Raw genomic sequence first — 15,338 nt, forward strand, 5'->3', positions numbered from 1 at the left:
TTATTTCTTAATCTTGATTGATTTGGTATTGCTGTTGGCACTATATACTTTTGAGTCATAGTAAGAGACGATATATACTTTGTATGTTTTATTTTTTGTTAATCCTTTAATGGTAGCTGATGTTTTGGTTGTTTTTAAGCTCTTCATCTTTGAGCCTGTCTTGTAGAATACTTTGTAATTTTTTGCTCCGACTACATAATCCCAGCTAACATTGATACTTTTGTTTTTATTATTGCTGATGCTATAAATAGTTGTTTTTTGTGGTTTAATTGCGAAAGTGAAGCTTTTCTTTCCTGTATATTTTCCCATGCCCTCTACCAAAATCTTTCCATAACCTACATCAATGTTATCAGCAAACTTGAGTTTGTAATCTACATTTTGCTTTAGCTTTTTTTGTCCAGCATAGATGGACACATTCGGTTTGACTGAATTGCCCGTATATGTTGGGGAATTACTATTCATTTTTGCTGATAGGTTAATTGCTGAGAGATTAATTGATGAATTTGCTTTAGGTTTATATGATGGATCTGTTGAGAACCAGTAATAACTTCCATTTGCGCGCTTGATTCGGAAATATGGATATTGATTATTTTTCTTAAAGAGTGCTGCTGTATAAGCCAAAGTGTTGGAGCCTGGATAGATTGATAGGTTCATTACATTTTGGCTATCGTATAAATCGCCTAAAGTAGCGATATCAATAGGTGGTACTGACCGGAAGTTTTTATCGAAATAAAAATCATCTGCATAATAGGCAATCACATCACTTAGATCAAGCTCTTCATCTTTAGGACTGCTAACATAGGTGATTTTATATTTGAATAAAGACCATTGTTCATCAGAGGCGGGTTTTCTATTAAACATATTTTCGCTCTCAATAATAGAATCAACGGGTCCCCCAAATGACAGATCAAGCAATTGGATTTTTATTTTTTTAGGTGTATCAAAGTCGTATCTTTGGAGCGTGATAGAGTTTTCATCATAGGCACTAAATGGGTTGGTCCGAGAACCTTTTTCATCAGCAGCAGCCGAATTTGAAAAAATAATGAATGATAGGACAAGCATTCCTAGTAACAATAATACCTTTTTCATGTTATACCTCGTTTCTGAAATTTTCATACTTTTAACTATACAGTAAAAAATTTCTAGAGTCATTGATAGGTTTTTGCTTATTTTATTGATACAAATAGATACTAACCCTTTATCAATTTACCTATTTACTGATTACAAAATAAGCTTAAAACATGGAGAATTTACTGTTGTTACTATTATTAGCTAGACCTTAGAGCCAACCTTGCTCAACCCTTTATATTTCCACGATATTAACAACAATAAGTGAAAGTACAAATTAGATGCGATGACGCCTGGTAATGCAAATAGAAGCATGCCTTTCCAATAGATATTTCCACCAAATATAATGAAAAGGGCGCCAACAATTGCGCCTGCCAAAGAATACATACCTAATCCCCAAAAGTACTTTCGCCATTTTGATCCTCTATTCAATTTTCTAATCAGCCAATCAATGAGAATTGAAAAGGGAATTCCTGCAATAAGATAAAGAAAGCCAGCATAAGCAATAACACATATAAAGGTTTCAAAAAAACCAAAATAATAGACGTTAGGCGCCCGTTGAGAGCTCGGAGTGTAGAAAAAACAAGAAAATCCTAATGCAAATAAAACCACCGCTAATATCATGGCTATAAACCTTTTTTTCATTATAATCCTCCTTTAGTTCCTATTTTTTTATTTGAAAAATAATAAAGATTATAAAGAGAGTTAATATTAAATATCTGTAATCCTTGGACTTTTATTGAATTAATGAATAGTTAATTTTTTTCTTTTAATGTCATCAGTCCACTGATAAAGAAACAAATAAGTAATAACAAAACAAAAGTGAAGAAGTTAAAAAAAACAGCATTTGAGTATATAGTGGATAAAGGAATATCCGTTCTTCCACGATATATTGGGTTTACATCGGCTAGGACTGATTTTAATTTAAATGCCCTTATAAGAGTAATACTTATAATCAAAGTCATTCCTATTAAGCTTCCACTTGTAATAATTCGAATAGAGCTTTTTTTCAATTTCAGATACATATATTCATGTAGATAACTAATAGACATAGCAACAAAAATAAGGATGATTGGAAATAAGAAAAAGAATCCCAATAATCCAATATTGCCATTTCCTCCGCTATTATGAGTTGGAGAAACAGCTGTTAAATTTGCAAAAGTAAAAGAGCCAATTGTTATGACTGCACTAAAAATATAGATGATACGAAAGAGAGAACTAGTCATTTTTTTCATCTACTAACACCTCCTTTTCGAAGCTATAAACTAAATTAAGAAATAAAGACTAAAAAAGTACTTATTCTAGTAAGTTTTAGTATATCTTAAATAGATAAGTAAAGTTTTGTTAGAAAGGAGGTAAAATGTGACGAAATCTATTATTCATTATTTTCATCCGTTGGTGTGGATAATACTATGCGGAACAATATTTGCACGAACTGCAAGCTTTATGGCTATGCCATTTTTAGCTTTATATTTACATAATCACTTACATGCCTCTCCCTTAATCATAGGCCTAACATTAGGCGTAGGTCCGTTATTCTCTACCTTTGGCGGACTTTTTGGCGGCTATTTAACAGATCGATTTGAACGTAAAACAGTCATTATCATAACAGTATTTGTTTGGAGTTTAACCTTTTTCGGTTTTGCTTTCACAACATCTGCAGTCATATTTGTCGTGCTCAATGCAGTTAACGGCTTATGTCGATCATTTTTCGAGCCTGGTACACAAGCTTTAATGGTTGATTTTACAGAGAACAATAAAAAGCGTCGATTATTTTCAGTACGTTATACGGCAATTAATATTGCTGCTGTTATCGGTCCTCTGCTAGGAGTTTGGATATCAAATATGGCAAGTGCTTCGATTCCATTTATGATTACTGGGATTATGTATGCGATGTATGGAGTATTTTTGCTGTTTGTATTGAATCGTTATCAATCACAGCAACAAAAATTAAAATCAAAAGGTCATATTGGTGCTATTTTTAAGACAATCAGTAAGGATACAAAGTTACTGCTACTAATCTTGGGCGGTATCTTAATTTCTCTTGGCTATTCCCAATTTGATTCTACCTTGCCGCAGCTTATCGATTTAAGAGTGGAGGACGGTGTGAAGCTGTTTAGTTATGTAATTGTTACTAATTCAATTACAGTATTAGCATTACAGTTACCGCTTAGCGTATTAACGGAGAAAATATCGATTTATAAGTCACTACAAATTGGCATTATTATTTTTTCAATGGGACTTCTCCTATTTGGCGTGTCAGAAAATAAGTGGATGTTTATTGGGAGTATGATTATTTTTTCAATTGGTGAGATTTTCTGCTTCCCCATGATGAATGCTCTTATTGAAGAAATTGCACCGGCTAATCAAAAAGGCCTTTATTTGGGAGCTGCTCAGTTAAAAAATATTGGTGGTTTTATTGGCCCGATTTTAGGTGGTTGGCTCTTAGTTATTGCCGTTGTCTGGATGTATACTATTTTGGCATTGGTGATGGCAAGCAGTATTTGGATATACAAAAAGGCGTTACGGAATTAATGAAGAACTAACGAATGAACATACAAAGGCTCATCATTGCCAATTTTAATTCGTATAGAATGAATTTATTAACGCTGTAAAAAAGATATTCAAAAATCAGGCGCAGTTTACAATTATGGGAACTGCGCTTTTTTTATTTAAGTGATAGATTGAGAGGAAACATTAAGAAATAACTCTAAGTAACTATAAGAAGCTGCTGCAGGCAATCCTTTATTTTATTACAAAAATTTCACTAAAATAGGTCATCTTAACCATTATTTGTCGAAAAATACTTAATTAATAATAATAAATATTTAGAATATTCCTATTTAACAAAAATGTTAAAAGTGTTAAAATACTAATACAAACATAGAGACTACATAATCTTATAACTTGATAGTTTAAAGGGGAGAATGACTTGGATAAAAAGATGAAAAAAGGATTTACAGTCGGAATCGCATCAGCTTTGCTTGCATCTCAAATGGTTATGATGACAAGCCATGCAAAAGCAGAGTCTGGAGTTCAATATACGAAAATTAATCTTTCCCAAAAGAAAACTGAAAGAACGAAGCTTAATAGTGGCAACGAATATAAACAAAATCAAAAAGTACGAGTTATTGTTGAATTAGAAGGTGCCCCTGCCATTTCTTATGCGCAAGATAAAGGCGTCATGTATAAAGAATTAAATGCTAGTACACGTACAAAGCTACAAAATTCTATTAAAGATGAACAAAAAGGATTTTTGGCTAATGTTAAGCAAGAAAAAGTCAGCTTAAAGCTTGAAAACTCATTCACTACTGTCTTAAATGGTGTCAGCGGTGAAGTTAAATATGGAGATATTGAAAAATTAGAGAAAATGCCAGGCGTTGAGAGTGTCAGTATTGCTACTGAATATGAACGACCAAAAGAAAAACCAAATATGGTTACGAGTAAGGAAATGGTCGAAGCACAGCAAACATGGAAAGACGGCTATAACGGAAAAGGCATGGTTGTCGGCATTATCGATACAGGGATTGACTATCACCATAAAGATATGAGACTGACAAGCACGGATAGAGAGAAGTTATCGAAGGATTCTACTGGCGATATCATTTCGAAAAACAGCTTGCCGGGTAAATTCTACACAGATAAGGTCCCTTATGGCTATAACTATGCTGATAAAAATGATGAAGTACTAGATCTTGGTCCAGATGCATCTATGCACGGTATGCACGTTGGCGGTACTGTAGCAGCGAATGGTGATGAAAGCAAAGGCGGTATCCAAGGTGTAGCACCAGAAGCACAGCTATTAGCGCTAAAAGTATTCGGTAATGACCCAGCAATGCCATCTACTTTTGGGGATATCTATATTAAAGCAATAGATGACGGTATCAAGCTTGGCGCAGATGTATTGAATATGAGCTTAGGCTCTACTGCAGGCTTTGTAGATGATAATAACTTAGAGCAAAAAGCTGTAGACAACGCTGTGAACAACGGTATTGTTATGTCTATTTCTGCTGGTAACTCAGATAACTTGAGTGGGGAGTTTGGTGGACAACCATTGGCTTCAAACCCAGATATCGGGTTAGTGGGAGCTCCATCTGTATCTAAAAGCTCTCTATCAGTAGCTTCAATGGAAAACAATAAAATCAGCCTCGATGTATTTGAGATTAAAGTTGGCAATGAAACATTAACAGTTCCTTACAAAAAGCAATCATCTCCAAATCCATTAGAAGTGTTCGAAAAGAATGAAGTTGATGCAGTCTTGGTGGGTGACGGAAGTGAAGGTCAATATAAAGACAAAGACGTCAAAGGCAAGATTGTAGTTGCAGAACGAGTTGCATCAAATCCTAACTATGGCGAAATCCAAGCAGCGGCAGAAAAAGCGGGTGCTGCTGGTGTAATCGTTAAAGGTTTAGCAGCACATGGCGACTATGTGAGCATGGCATTAAATGCGCCAACTATTCCTTTAGTTTCGCTTGCACAAAGTGAAGGTAATAATTTGATTGCCAAATTGAAAGAGGCTGGCGGCACTGGGAAGGTTACGTTCACAGGTGAACAAAAATCTGTCGTTAATACGTCAGCTGGTAAGATGTCTAGCTTTACTTCATGGGGCGTAACGCCAAGCCTTGAGCTGAAGCCAGAAATTACTGCACCAGGTGGACAAATCTATTCTACTTTAAATAACGATAAATACGGCCTAATGAGTGGTACATCGATGGCAGCACCACATGTATCCGGCGGGTCTGCGCTTGTTCTACAACGCGTACATGAGTTATTCCCTGACTTGAAAAATGCAGAAAGATCTAAAATGGCGAAAGTGTTGCTAATGAATACAGCAAAACCAGTAGAGGATCCAGATAATGGAGGCATCTACTACTCACCTCGCCGCCAGGGCTCAGGCATCATGCAATTGCATTCTGCCGTTACGACACCTGCTTATGTAGTAAACAAAGGCACGAATGAAGGCAAGGTTGAGCTAAAAGAAATTAACGGCGACTCATTCACTTTCACTTTAACTGCGAAGAATATGAGCGATGAGGCTATTGCCTATGATGTTAATACATCTGTCCTAACAGATGCAGTGAACGGCGGTACACTTTCACTGAAAGAACAAAATATCGCGAAAGCTAGTGTGACAGTAGATACGCCACATGTTGAATTAAAAGGCAAAGAATCAAAAGATATTACGATAAAAGTAGATTTGAAAAATGCTGATGAAGAATTAGCGAAGTTAATGAAGAACGGCTACTTTGTTGAAGGTTATGTAAGCCTTGAAAACAAAAAAGACCAAGCTGCTCCAACACTGACAGTTCCTTTTGTCGGCTTTAAAGGAGATTGGAACAAAGCGCCAATCCTTGATGAGTTGGCGTATGATGAAGATTCTTATCTAGGCAGCTCCTTCATGGTAGATGAAGAAGGTGAGATTCTTGGTGAAAATCTAGCAACTTTGAATTTAGATGCAGACAAAATTGCATTTTCTCCAAATGGCGATAAATCTAGTGATGAAATTGCACCTGCTATTACCTTCTTACGTAATAGTAAATCGGTTGAGTACAGTATCGTAGATGAAAACGGAAAAACGCTTAGAACCCTAGCGAAAACAGGTCTTCAAACGAAGAACTATCAAGCGAAACAGCCTTATGTTTATAATCCTGACAAAACAACATGGGATGGCTTTATCAAGAATAAAAAAGCAGAAGACGGCACGTACTTCTATCAAATTAAAACTCAGTTGGATTATACAGGAAAAGAACCGCAAACAGTTAAAATTCCTGTTATTGTAGATACTGTGAAGCCTGTCATCTCCAATGCATCTGTTAGCGAGAAAAAAGGCAATCTCAAGTTTGAAGCGACTGATATGAAAGGTAGCGGATTGCAGTATATTGAGATTTTCGTAGATGGAAAAAGCCAAGGTCAGTTCGACCCAGCTGGAAAAACTGCATTTGATGTACCATTAGAAAACCTGAAAGCTTCAACACGTGTTGAAGTAGTCGCAGTAGATTATGCAAACAATATGGAAAAAGTAACAATTGGACACGAAGAGGATAAGACCATTCCATTTATCGTGACGACATCCCCTGAAGCACTAGGTGTGTTTGATGATCACAAAGTTTCAGTCAAGGGTTATGTTGACGACGTATCTGGCGTTAAAACATTAAAAGTCAAAGGCGATAAACTCGTAGGCGGCGAGATGGATATCCCTACAGTCTACAACGAAAAAACAAAACAATATGAATTTGATACTGAAATAGCCTTCACAGAAGATGGTGTGAATGATGTCATCTTTACGGGTGAAGACTATGCAGGCAATAAAGTGGAGTTCAAGCGCCAACTGATTGTCGATACAGCAGCAGCAACTATTGAAATTAGCGGTCTTCCAAAAGATAATGTAGTTAGTGAAAAAGTAAGCATTGTAACGCTAAAAGTGAAGGTTTCTGATAACTTTGATGACCTTCGTTTAACGGTAGACGGCGATGAGGTGTATGCACATCAATTCGATGAACCATATGAAATGAGATCACTAACTCATGAACTTGAGGTTCCTGTAAAATTAGTGAATGGGGAAAATAAAATTGTCTTCGAAGCTACTGATATTGCAGGACATGTAACGAAGAAAGAAGTAGTTATCAATAAAGGTGGCGATAAGGATACAACTGCTCCTGTTCCACCAAAAGTGAATGATTTCAGCGATAAAGATACAGTGTTAAAGGGCAAAACGGAAGCAAATGCAACGGTTGTCGTTTACAAATCAAGTAAAGAAATTGCGACTAAAAAAGCGAATGCAAAAGGTGAATTCACTATTAAGTTGCCAAAACAAAAGGCTGGAACTGTGCTTATGGTGAAGGCATTTGACAATGCTGGAAACCGCGGTAAAGCGGCAAAAGTGAAAGTGTTGGATAAAACAGCACCTTCTCGTCCAACAGTGACAAAGTCAATTACGACAAAAACTACTGTAGTGACAGGTAAAGCGGAAGCTGGTTCGACTGTTTATATTAAGGCAAACGGCAGTATTATTGGTAAAGCAGTAGCCGATAAACATGGTAAGTATTCAGTGAAAATCAAAAAACAAAAGCTGAATACGACACTTTCTGTTTACGCAAAGGATAAAGCAAAAAATACTAGCAAGACTTTAAAAGTTAAAGTAAAAAAATAATATACTAATTAAAAAACCCAATCTCCTTAGAGATTGGGTTTTTATTGTTTTCTAGGTATTAAGGTTTAGATAAAATGAATCAAATTTTTAGCATATGTTTACTTCTACGTTTGTTATATATTTATTTTATATACAAAATAAAAAACGGAGGCTCACAATGAAGAAATATATTAATGGAAGCTTAATAACTATTGTAGCATTCTTGTTCCTTTGGATTACTGCGCCGAATGCTAAAGCGACAACAGGCGTATCTCTTCCATCAGTCAACGAGAATATATCCTATAGTTCAATTCAAGGGATATTGGGTGATATACCTAATCAAACAAATGCCTTGATTAATAACGACACTATTATGGATTTAATGACAGGCAATGTATTGAAAGAATTCGATTCCTATGCCGATACAGCTGTGGCGAATGAAGAAGGCAATGTATTTGCACTAGGTAATGGCTATAAACTAACCATATATGATGGTTTCGAAAAGAAAGAGTTTCAATCGGAAGAGTTGTTTGGAGAAGAAGATAATTATTTTGATTACTATAAATCAAACAACTACGATTTCACTTTGGATACTTTTGTACCTAACGAAGATGTATTGTTGTTTTCTTCTAAAACAAAACTAATAGCATTCAATACTCGTATAGGACAAGTAGAGTTTGTAACAGGGTTGTCCAATTCAAAAGAAATCCTTGCAACGCCTTCAACAATACTTTCTGTCTCAGATAAACAAATTAATCTATACGATAATCGTGGGAATTACCAAGATGTCATTGTACCTGGCAGCAATATAGAAACGGCCGTAGTATCTGCTGATTACAAGAAATTATATGTAGCTACTAGCGATGCGCATTTACAAATATATGATATTGCATCAGGGGAACAAGAGTTACCGCTTGATAGAAATGCCTATTATGTGGGGAATGATCCAGCCATTCAAATGCATATCGATCAGTCAGGCAAATATCTAGCAATCACTTCTGAGTATAATGGCTTTAAGTTATTTGAAGCAAAAACGGGCTTCCGTATTTACACGGAGTTAGATGGAGCTAGAGGACCTGTATTCGTGATGCCAAAGGGCAAGTTTGTGTTAGTTGATAGAGAATTATATAATGGCAAAAATCTCAATAAGTATATAACTAAAATTAATCTTTCACCCAAATTACTGAAGTTAGAGGTGGGGTATCAATATACGCCAGAAGTTGTAGCAACGCTTGCCAATCAATCGACTCAGACTATTAATTCACAGATTAGAGTACAATCTAGTAATTTAAATGTTGCCTACTTTGACCAATATGAAAACAAACTGATTGCGGCAAAAAAAGGCACAACGACTCTTCGTGTTCAATATCTTGGTTTTTATGAAGACAAAAAGGTTACAGTAGTTGATACTAAAAAACCTATCATCAAAGGGGCAAAGAATCGAACGATTTATCAGTGGAGTTCCTTTGATCCGAAAGCCGGCGTACAAGCCTTTGATGGTACGATTGATTTAACATCAAAGTTAAAAGTAAAAGGGAAAGTAAACACCCAAAAACCAGGTACCTATAAAATCACTTACTCAGTGGTAGATGGGGCAGGGCATAAAACAACCAAAACTATAAAAGTTAAAGTAAAGAAGTGGTAGCTAGTAAGCCAATCAATTAATGGAGGTCATTATGAATAAAAAAATTCTAGGATTTTTCATAGCGGTATTTGCATTGCTAGTGATCGTCTTTCGGCCAACTCCCTCATATGCGGCAGGAGATATTTCTTTATTAGACATTAAGCCATACCAAACAAGCAGTTTATTTTATGTGAACAAGATTAATGGTGAACCTTTAACAGATAGAGAAGGAAACCTTATAGATACGGGGGTTGCACTTACAACAGGCTCATGGGAAAGAAACACAGCATTTGCAACATATAACATTAAAGAGATGGGCTATAAAACATTTAAAGCGAAAGTAAGTTTAGATGCAAACCGAATTGTAGGCGATTATGGAAAGACCGCAATAGGAATTTATGCTGATGATGTCCTGTTATATGAAAAGCAATTAACGAAGAATAGCGGTATTCTGCCTGTTAATGTAAAGCTACCCATGAATACGAGTAACTTTCGTATTGTTATAAAGCAAAATAAAGGCGGTAAAGGAGGTCATAACGTTGTGCTAGACAACCCTTCTTTTTCTTTAGATGGAGAATATAAAAATACGGATAAAGAGCTGCCAGTCAGCCCCAATACAATAGGGGCGATAAGTAATAATATTTATTACGGCTACTATGTAAATCAATGGTCAGATAATGCCTTTCAAGATATCAAGGGAAATCTAGTCACAGATGGATTTGGCATGCATTCAGGCTTATATGGAGGATCAGTTTCTGCCTCTTATAATATTGACCAGATGGGCTTCGATCGCTTTGAGACAAAGTTATCGCTAGATGCTACATGGATGCTAGGGGATTATGGGCGTTCTGCAGTAGGGATTTATGCAGATGATTACCTTTTATATGAAAAAGAGCTAACGGCTAAAACACCTGTGCAGACAGTAAGATTAAATTTACCAAAAGGAACTAAAAACCTTCGCATTGTTGGAAAGCAAATAAAAGGTGCAAGGGGCACACAGAGGATTGTGTTTATCCATCCATTATTTATAAAAACCAAAGACCGACTTGTCACTGTCCCTAAAACAGTATCAGCAAAAACAGTTGGTGCTACTGAATATTCAACCTACTATTATTCATCTGAATGGCAGAATACTCTTTTCCGATATAGCAACAACAAAATTGCAATAGATGGTGTGGGTCTTTCAACATATAGCAACTCGGGTGGAACAGGCTATGCAGTCTATGACATTGCGGGGATGGGCTTCAATGCATTTAAGACAAAGCTCTCACTTGATTCACAGTGGTTAACAGGCAATTATGGAAAATCCACTGTATATATCTATGGAGACAAAAAATTGCTGTACAAACGCACACTGACGAAGAAAGACGTAAAAAGTTTAACTCTTCGTTTCCCTAGCAAAACCAAAAAGGTGACGCTGAAAGTTATACAAAAAAAGGGCGCTAAAGGAACGCAGGGCGTAGTATTTGGAAATGTTGTCTTTACAAAGCTGGCTAAATAGCAGAGTAAGACTTATAAGACAATATCGAATGATAAATAATTAAAAAATAAGAGATACCCACTAACCTACTAATCTCAAAAAACTATAAAAAAATTTACCTTTTCCTTTATTTTTGTTAACAAATTCTATTCCATTGAGTAAAAGGAACTGCTATAATCAGTATGTTATTAGTAGGAAGGTGGTGATTTAGATGAAAGTGAATTTAAAGAATAGCGCTGGTGTGATGAAGAATGTAAAAGTTGGTTTTAGCTGGACTACCTTCTTTTTTGGATTTTTCCCTGCACTCTTCCGCGGTGATTTAAAATGGGCGATTATTATGTTTATTGTTGCAGCGGCTTTGGGATCATTTACATTTGGCTTAGGTGGTATGGTTGCGGATATTATATTTGCATTTATTTATAATAAAATCTATATTAAAGAACTTTTAGAAAAACAATACTCACCGGCCGATGAACAATCAGAACAACTATTACATACTGCAGGCGTCATTGCCTAACAAATTTGTATAGTAAATCTCCAATCATATAGTGATTGGAGATTTTTTGATTTGCTAATAAGTATGTATACTAAATACTGGATTTAAATGATATAGATTTTGATTTTTATAAGGTATTTATGAATGGTGCGACTGTTCTTCCGCTTAAATTTAGGTCTGAATATTAGCAAACGAAAAAATGTTGCTAATCTAATCATTTAAATATTCAAAATACATTGAATTTTATAATATATATATCTATAATAAATGTAACTTAATAAATGGAAGAGTATTCCGCTGATTGGAAAATTATATATAAAAGCGCCAAATTAATGAGATATAGTGGGTTAAGCTTCCTTTATAAGAGAATTTGCTAGTCAATGGTATGGATTTTCAGAAATCAAAAGAACAAGGAGGAGTATAAAGAGGGTTTATATAACTGTTTCAATTTTTAAGAATAAATTCTCCAACTTATCAGCTTTCCTAGATTACTAGTAATAGCTTAAACATCTTCTATCTTGATTAGATAATATAGGGAATTTTTCATTTCTCAGAGGAGGAAATTAATTGAACTTTCCATTAAAAAACAACATCGAAGATAACCATAAATTACAAGAAAAAAAGCCTAAACAAGCTTTAAATGCTTATGTATTAATGTTTATCATCATTGCAGCTGCGACTGTGTTGACCTATATTGTGCCAGCAGGCAAATATGCACGAATTGAAGAAGGTGGAAGAACTATAATTGATCCTTCGAAATTTGAATTTGTTGATTCTACACCGGTGGGTTTGCTTCAAATGTTCAAAAGCTTTCATGAAGGCATGGTAAACGGAGCCCCTATCATTATGTTTGTATTGCTTTTTGGTGGAGCACTTGGCATTATGCAGGCAACAGGGTCCATTGACGAGCTAATAAAGTTTACAGTAGAGAAATTTGGAGCTAGAAAGAAATTGATTGTTCCTATAATGGTTTTGTTATTTTCTTTATTAGGCACTCTTATTGGCTCTGCAGAAGATTCGCTTGTCTATATAGCTATTATTGTTCCAATGACTATTGCCATAGGCTTTGATGCAATTACAGGTTTTGCTATCGTGTTTCTAGGAGTGATTGGCGCTGGCTTCACAGCAGGCATTACAAATCCTTTTACGATTGGGGTTGCCCAAACAATTGCCGAACTTCCTATGTATTCAGGAATAGGATTGCGAGTAGGTATTTACGCAACCTTCTACCTTTTAACGGTATTTTTTATACTCAGGCATGTTAATAGAATTGAAAAAAACCCTGAAATGGCTGAATACGGGAGATTCCAACCGACAAAGAACACCGTGGTAATGACAGGTTATAAAATGAATAAAAGGCATTCCCTCTCACTATTTGTTCTTTTGTTTTGCTTCATTGCTCTTATTTATGGCGTGATAGAATTAGGCTGGTATATTAGTGAAATTGCTGCCGTTTTCCTCTTAGGTGCTATCATTATGGCCATCATAGGCAGGATTTCTGCAAATGAAGTAGCCAACAGCTTTATCAGAGGATGCTCGGACATGATTTCCGGTGCTATGATTATTGGTATTGCCAATACTATCTTAGTTGTTTTGACGGCTGGCGGATTATTAGACTCCATCTTATATTATACGTCAACTTTAATCGGCAACCTTCCACCAACTATTACGGCTATTGGAATAGCTATTTCCAACTTCTTTATTCATTTTATTGTTCCTTCTGGAAGTGGGCATGCTTCCTTAGTTATGCCAATCATGTCTCCATTGGCAGACCTTGTAGGCGTTACAAGACAAACAACCGTGCTTGCCACCATAATGGGCGCAGGTGTATCCAACTTGATCATTCCAACCGGAGGCGTTTTATTAGCCGGATTAGGTATGATGGGAATTCCATACTCTAAATGGGTCAAATGGGTATTTCCCTATGTAATTCTCCAATTTGCTATTATCATTGTATTTTTAATCATTGCTCAAGCTGTACAGTATGGACCATTTTAGTAAAGTATCCGTGTTCATGCTTTTGTAAGCGTAACCAACTTACACGTATCCTTTCGTTTCACTTATGGGTTAAAGGCAAGAATCAAGAGCCCGCTAATGCAACTAAAAAAGAAAAAGGAGGCCATACATACAATGGCTATTAATCCAACACATATAAAAGAGCTATTTGAAGAAGCTGTTTTGAAATACCAAAACATCTGCCATCAGTTAAATTATTTTCTCGCAGAAAATCCAGAACTTTCTGGAGAAGAATTTAAAGCATGCCAAAAGTTTGTAGACATTTGTAGAGAACAAGGCATGGAGGTAGAAGAAGAGTTTTGCGGTTTGCCGACTGCATTTCGCGCCAACGTAAACAATGTAGAAAACCCACAAGCGCATATTGCTATTTTGGCAGAATATGATGCATTGCCAGACTTGGGACATGGCTGTGGTCATAGTATGAGCGGCAGCATGAGTTTACTCACAGCTCTTGCTCTACACAGCATCAGCGATAAACTGAATGTAAACATAGATTTAATAGGAACCCCTGATGAAGAGCTGCACGGTGAAAAAATTACTATGGTTAACCAGGGCGTTTTTAAAAAATATGATTTTGCTATGATGGTTCACCTAAACTCTAATACCACAATGCCTAAAGTGAAGTTTTTAGCTCTCAGTGCGTATCGCGTGAGATTCTATGGAAAACCTGCACACGCGGCTGCTTCTCCTTGGGAAGGAAAAAATGCGCTCAGTGCCGCTCAATTGACATTCCATGCTATAGATCAATTAAGGCAACGGGTAAAGCCTGACACACGAATGTCTTACTACATTGTCCATGGTGGAAAGGCATCTAATATTATTCCGGATTACGCCGAAATCCAAGTAGAACTAAGGCATAGTAATCGTGCTTATTTAGATACAGTTATTGAAAAAGTAGAAAATTGCATCAAAGGAGCTGCTATAGCAACCGAAACCTCATTCGATATAGAAATGATCGGCTATCCTTATAGTGATATGCTTCAGAACGAGCCTGGAATAGAGGTTATTAAATCCGTAATGGAGGAAATGGATTTACCATTTATTGAAGAAGACGACTCTATGGGAAGCTCCGATATAGGGAATGTGAGTTATCAATGCCCTGCTTTCCATCCCATGTTGGCTTGCTCTAATGACTATTTCACATTGCATTCACAAGAAATGGTTGATGTATGCCTTAGTGAAAAGTCAAAAGAAGTTATTAATCAAGGCGCTCGTTTAATTGGCAACACCATACTCTCACTTATTGAAAATCCGGTATTACTAGAAAAGATAAAAGAAGACTTCGGTTCAAAAAGCAAACTGTTAGTGAATAGCTAAATCGATATATGAATGAAGAGCAAATTTATATGTTGAATAATTCGGTTGCTTTGCCTGTCGAAAACTAATATATTTCAGAACGACAATTAATAAAAAAGCAGCATCGATCCGATTAGGGATTGGTGTTGCTTTACCTCGTACAAATCCTTTTGTAATGGCTTCTTCTGAAACCTTCATGCCAACCCTTTGAAAAAGTGATTTACTTACC

General features: G+C 36.0%; 11 protein-coding genes. 7 read left to right on the top strand and 4 right to left on the bottom strand.

The genetic code is table 11. The annotated features are described in order from the left end of the window. The 3 genes from AC6CHJ_RS01340 to AC6CHJ_RS01350 form a co-directional block, all read right to left on the bottom strand. Positions 1-1,089, bottom strand: coding sequence for a fibronectin type III domain-containing protein (locus tag AC6CHJ_RS01340; protein WP_498287046.1), 1,089 nt, complete (start codon positions 1,087-1,089; stop codon positions 1-3). A 183-nt stretch (positions 1,090-1,272) separates the two neighbouring features. Further along, positions 1,273-1,713 carry a hypothetical protein gene (locus AC6CHJ_RS01345; RefSeq protein ID WP_498287047.1) on the bottom strand — a complete coding sequence of 147 codons (441 nt, stop codon included), beginning with the start codon at positions 1,711-1,713 and terminating at the stop codon, positions 1,273-1,275. 110 nt (positions 1,714-1,823) lie between these two features. Then, positions 1,824-2,303, bottom strand: coding sequence for a hypothetical protein (locus AC6CHJ_RS01350; RefSeq protein WP_498287048.1), 480 nt, complete (start codon positions 2,301-2,303; stop codon positions 1,824-1,826). Positions 2,304-2,430: 127 nt separating this feature from the next. Between AC6CHJ_RS01350 and AC6CHJ_RS01355 the strand changes: the two genes are divergently transcribed. The 7 genes from AC6CHJ_RS01355 to AC6CHJ_RS01385 all read left to right on the top strand — a co-directional run bounded on the left by AC6CHJ_RS01355 (position 2,431) and on the right by AC6CHJ_RS01385 (position 15,130). Continuing rightward, complete coding sequence (locus AC6CHJ_RS01355; protein WP_498287049.1) at positions 2,431-3,603, top strand: MDR family MFS transporter; 1,173 nt, start codon at positions 2,431-2,433, stop codon at positions 3,601-3,603. 397 nt (positions 3,604-4,000) lie between these two features. After that, complete coding sequence (locus tag AC6CHJ_RS01360) at positions 4,001-8,218, top strand: S8 family serine peptidase (protein WP_498287050.1); 4,218 nt, start codon at positions 4,001-4,003, stop codon at positions 8,216-8,218. A 157-nt stretch (positions 8,219-8,375) separates the two neighbouring features. Next, positions 8,376-9,842 (top strand): immunoglobulin-like domain-containing protein, encoded by a 1,467-nt coding sequence (locus tag AC6CHJ_RS01365; protein WP_498287051.1) that lies wholly within the window; start codon positions 8,376-8,378, stop codon positions 9,840-9,842. Positions 9,843-9,873: 31 nt separating this feature from the next. Next, the gene (locus AC6CHJ_RS01370; RefSeq protein WP_498287052.1) at positions 9,874-11,322 is read left to right on the top strand and encodes an NPCBM/NEW2 domain-containing protein; all 1,449 of its coding nucleotides are present in this window, start codon (positions 9,874-9,876) and stop codon (positions 11,320-11,322) included. A 190-nt stretch (positions 11,323-11,512) separates the two neighbouring features. Continuing rightward, positions 11,513-11,818 (top strand): DUF2628 domain-containing protein, encoded by a 306-nt coding sequence (locus AC6CHJ_RS01375; protein WP_249775319.1) that lies wholly within the window; start codon positions 11,513-11,515, stop codon positions 11,816-11,818. 546 nt (positions 11,819-12,364) lie between these two features. Next, entirely contained in the window at positions 12,365-13,795 is a 1,431-nt protein-coding gene (locus AC6CHJ_RS01380) for a YfcC family protein (protein ID WP_498287053.1), read from the top strand. 132 nt (positions 13,796-13,927) lie between these two features. Next, complete coding sequence (locus AC6CHJ_RS01385; protein ID WP_498287054.1) at positions 13,928-15,130, top strand: amidohydrolase; 1,203 nt, start codon at positions 13,928-13,930, stop codon at positions 15,128-15,130. On the opposite strand, the gene AC6CHJ_RS01390 is transcribed toward AC6CHJ_RS01385, so the two are convergent. Next, the gene (locus AC6CHJ_RS01390; protein WP_498287055.1) at positions 15,116-15,307 is read right to left on the bottom strand and encodes a hypothetical protein; all 192 of its coding nucleotides are present in this window, start codon (positions 15,305-15,307) and stop codon (positions 15,116-15,118) included. The two genes, AC6CHJ_RS01385 and AC6CHJ_RS01390, sit on opposite strands and share 15 nt — an antisense overlap. Between the last annotated feature and the right edge of the window lie 31 nt (positions 15,308-15,338).

Source organism: Rummeliibacillus sp. GQ308, from assembly GCF_059759115.1.

Bases quoted from the DNA above. Each gene is read 5' to 3' on its own strand.
- AC6CHJ_RS01340 (WP_498287046.1), bottom strand. From the start codon at position 1,089: ATGAAAAAGGTATTATTGTTACTAGGAATGCTTGTCCTATCATTCATT.
- AC6CHJ_RS01345 (WP_498287047.1), bottom strand. From the start codon at position 1,713: ATGAAAAAAAGGTTTATAGCCATGATATTAGCGGTGGTTTTATTTGCA.
- AC6CHJ_RS01350 (WP_498287048.1), bottom strand. From the start codon at position 2,303: ATGAAAAAAATGACTAGTTCTCTCTTTCGTATCATCTATATTTTTAGT.
- AC6CHJ_RS01365 (WP_498287051.1), top strand. From the start codon at position 8,376: ATGAAGAAATATATTAATGGAAGCTTAATAACTATTGTAGCATTCTTG.
- AC6CHJ_RS01370 (WP_498287052.1), top strand. From the start codon at position 9,874: ATGAATAAAAAAATTCTAGGATTTTTCATAGCGGTATTTGCATTGCTA.
- AC6CHJ_RS01375 (WP_249775319.1), top strand. From the start codon at position 11,513: ATGAAAGTGAATTTAAAGAATAGCGCTGGTGTGATGAAGAATGTAAAA.
- AC6CHJ_RS01385 (WP_498287054.1), top strand. From the start codon at position 13,928: ATGGCTATTAATCCAACACATATAAAAGAGCTATTTGAAGAAGCTGTT.
- AC6CHJ_RS01390 (WP_498287055.1), bottom strand. From the start codon at position 15,307: ATGAAGGTTTCAGAAGAAGCCATTACAAAAGGATTTGTACGAGGTAAA.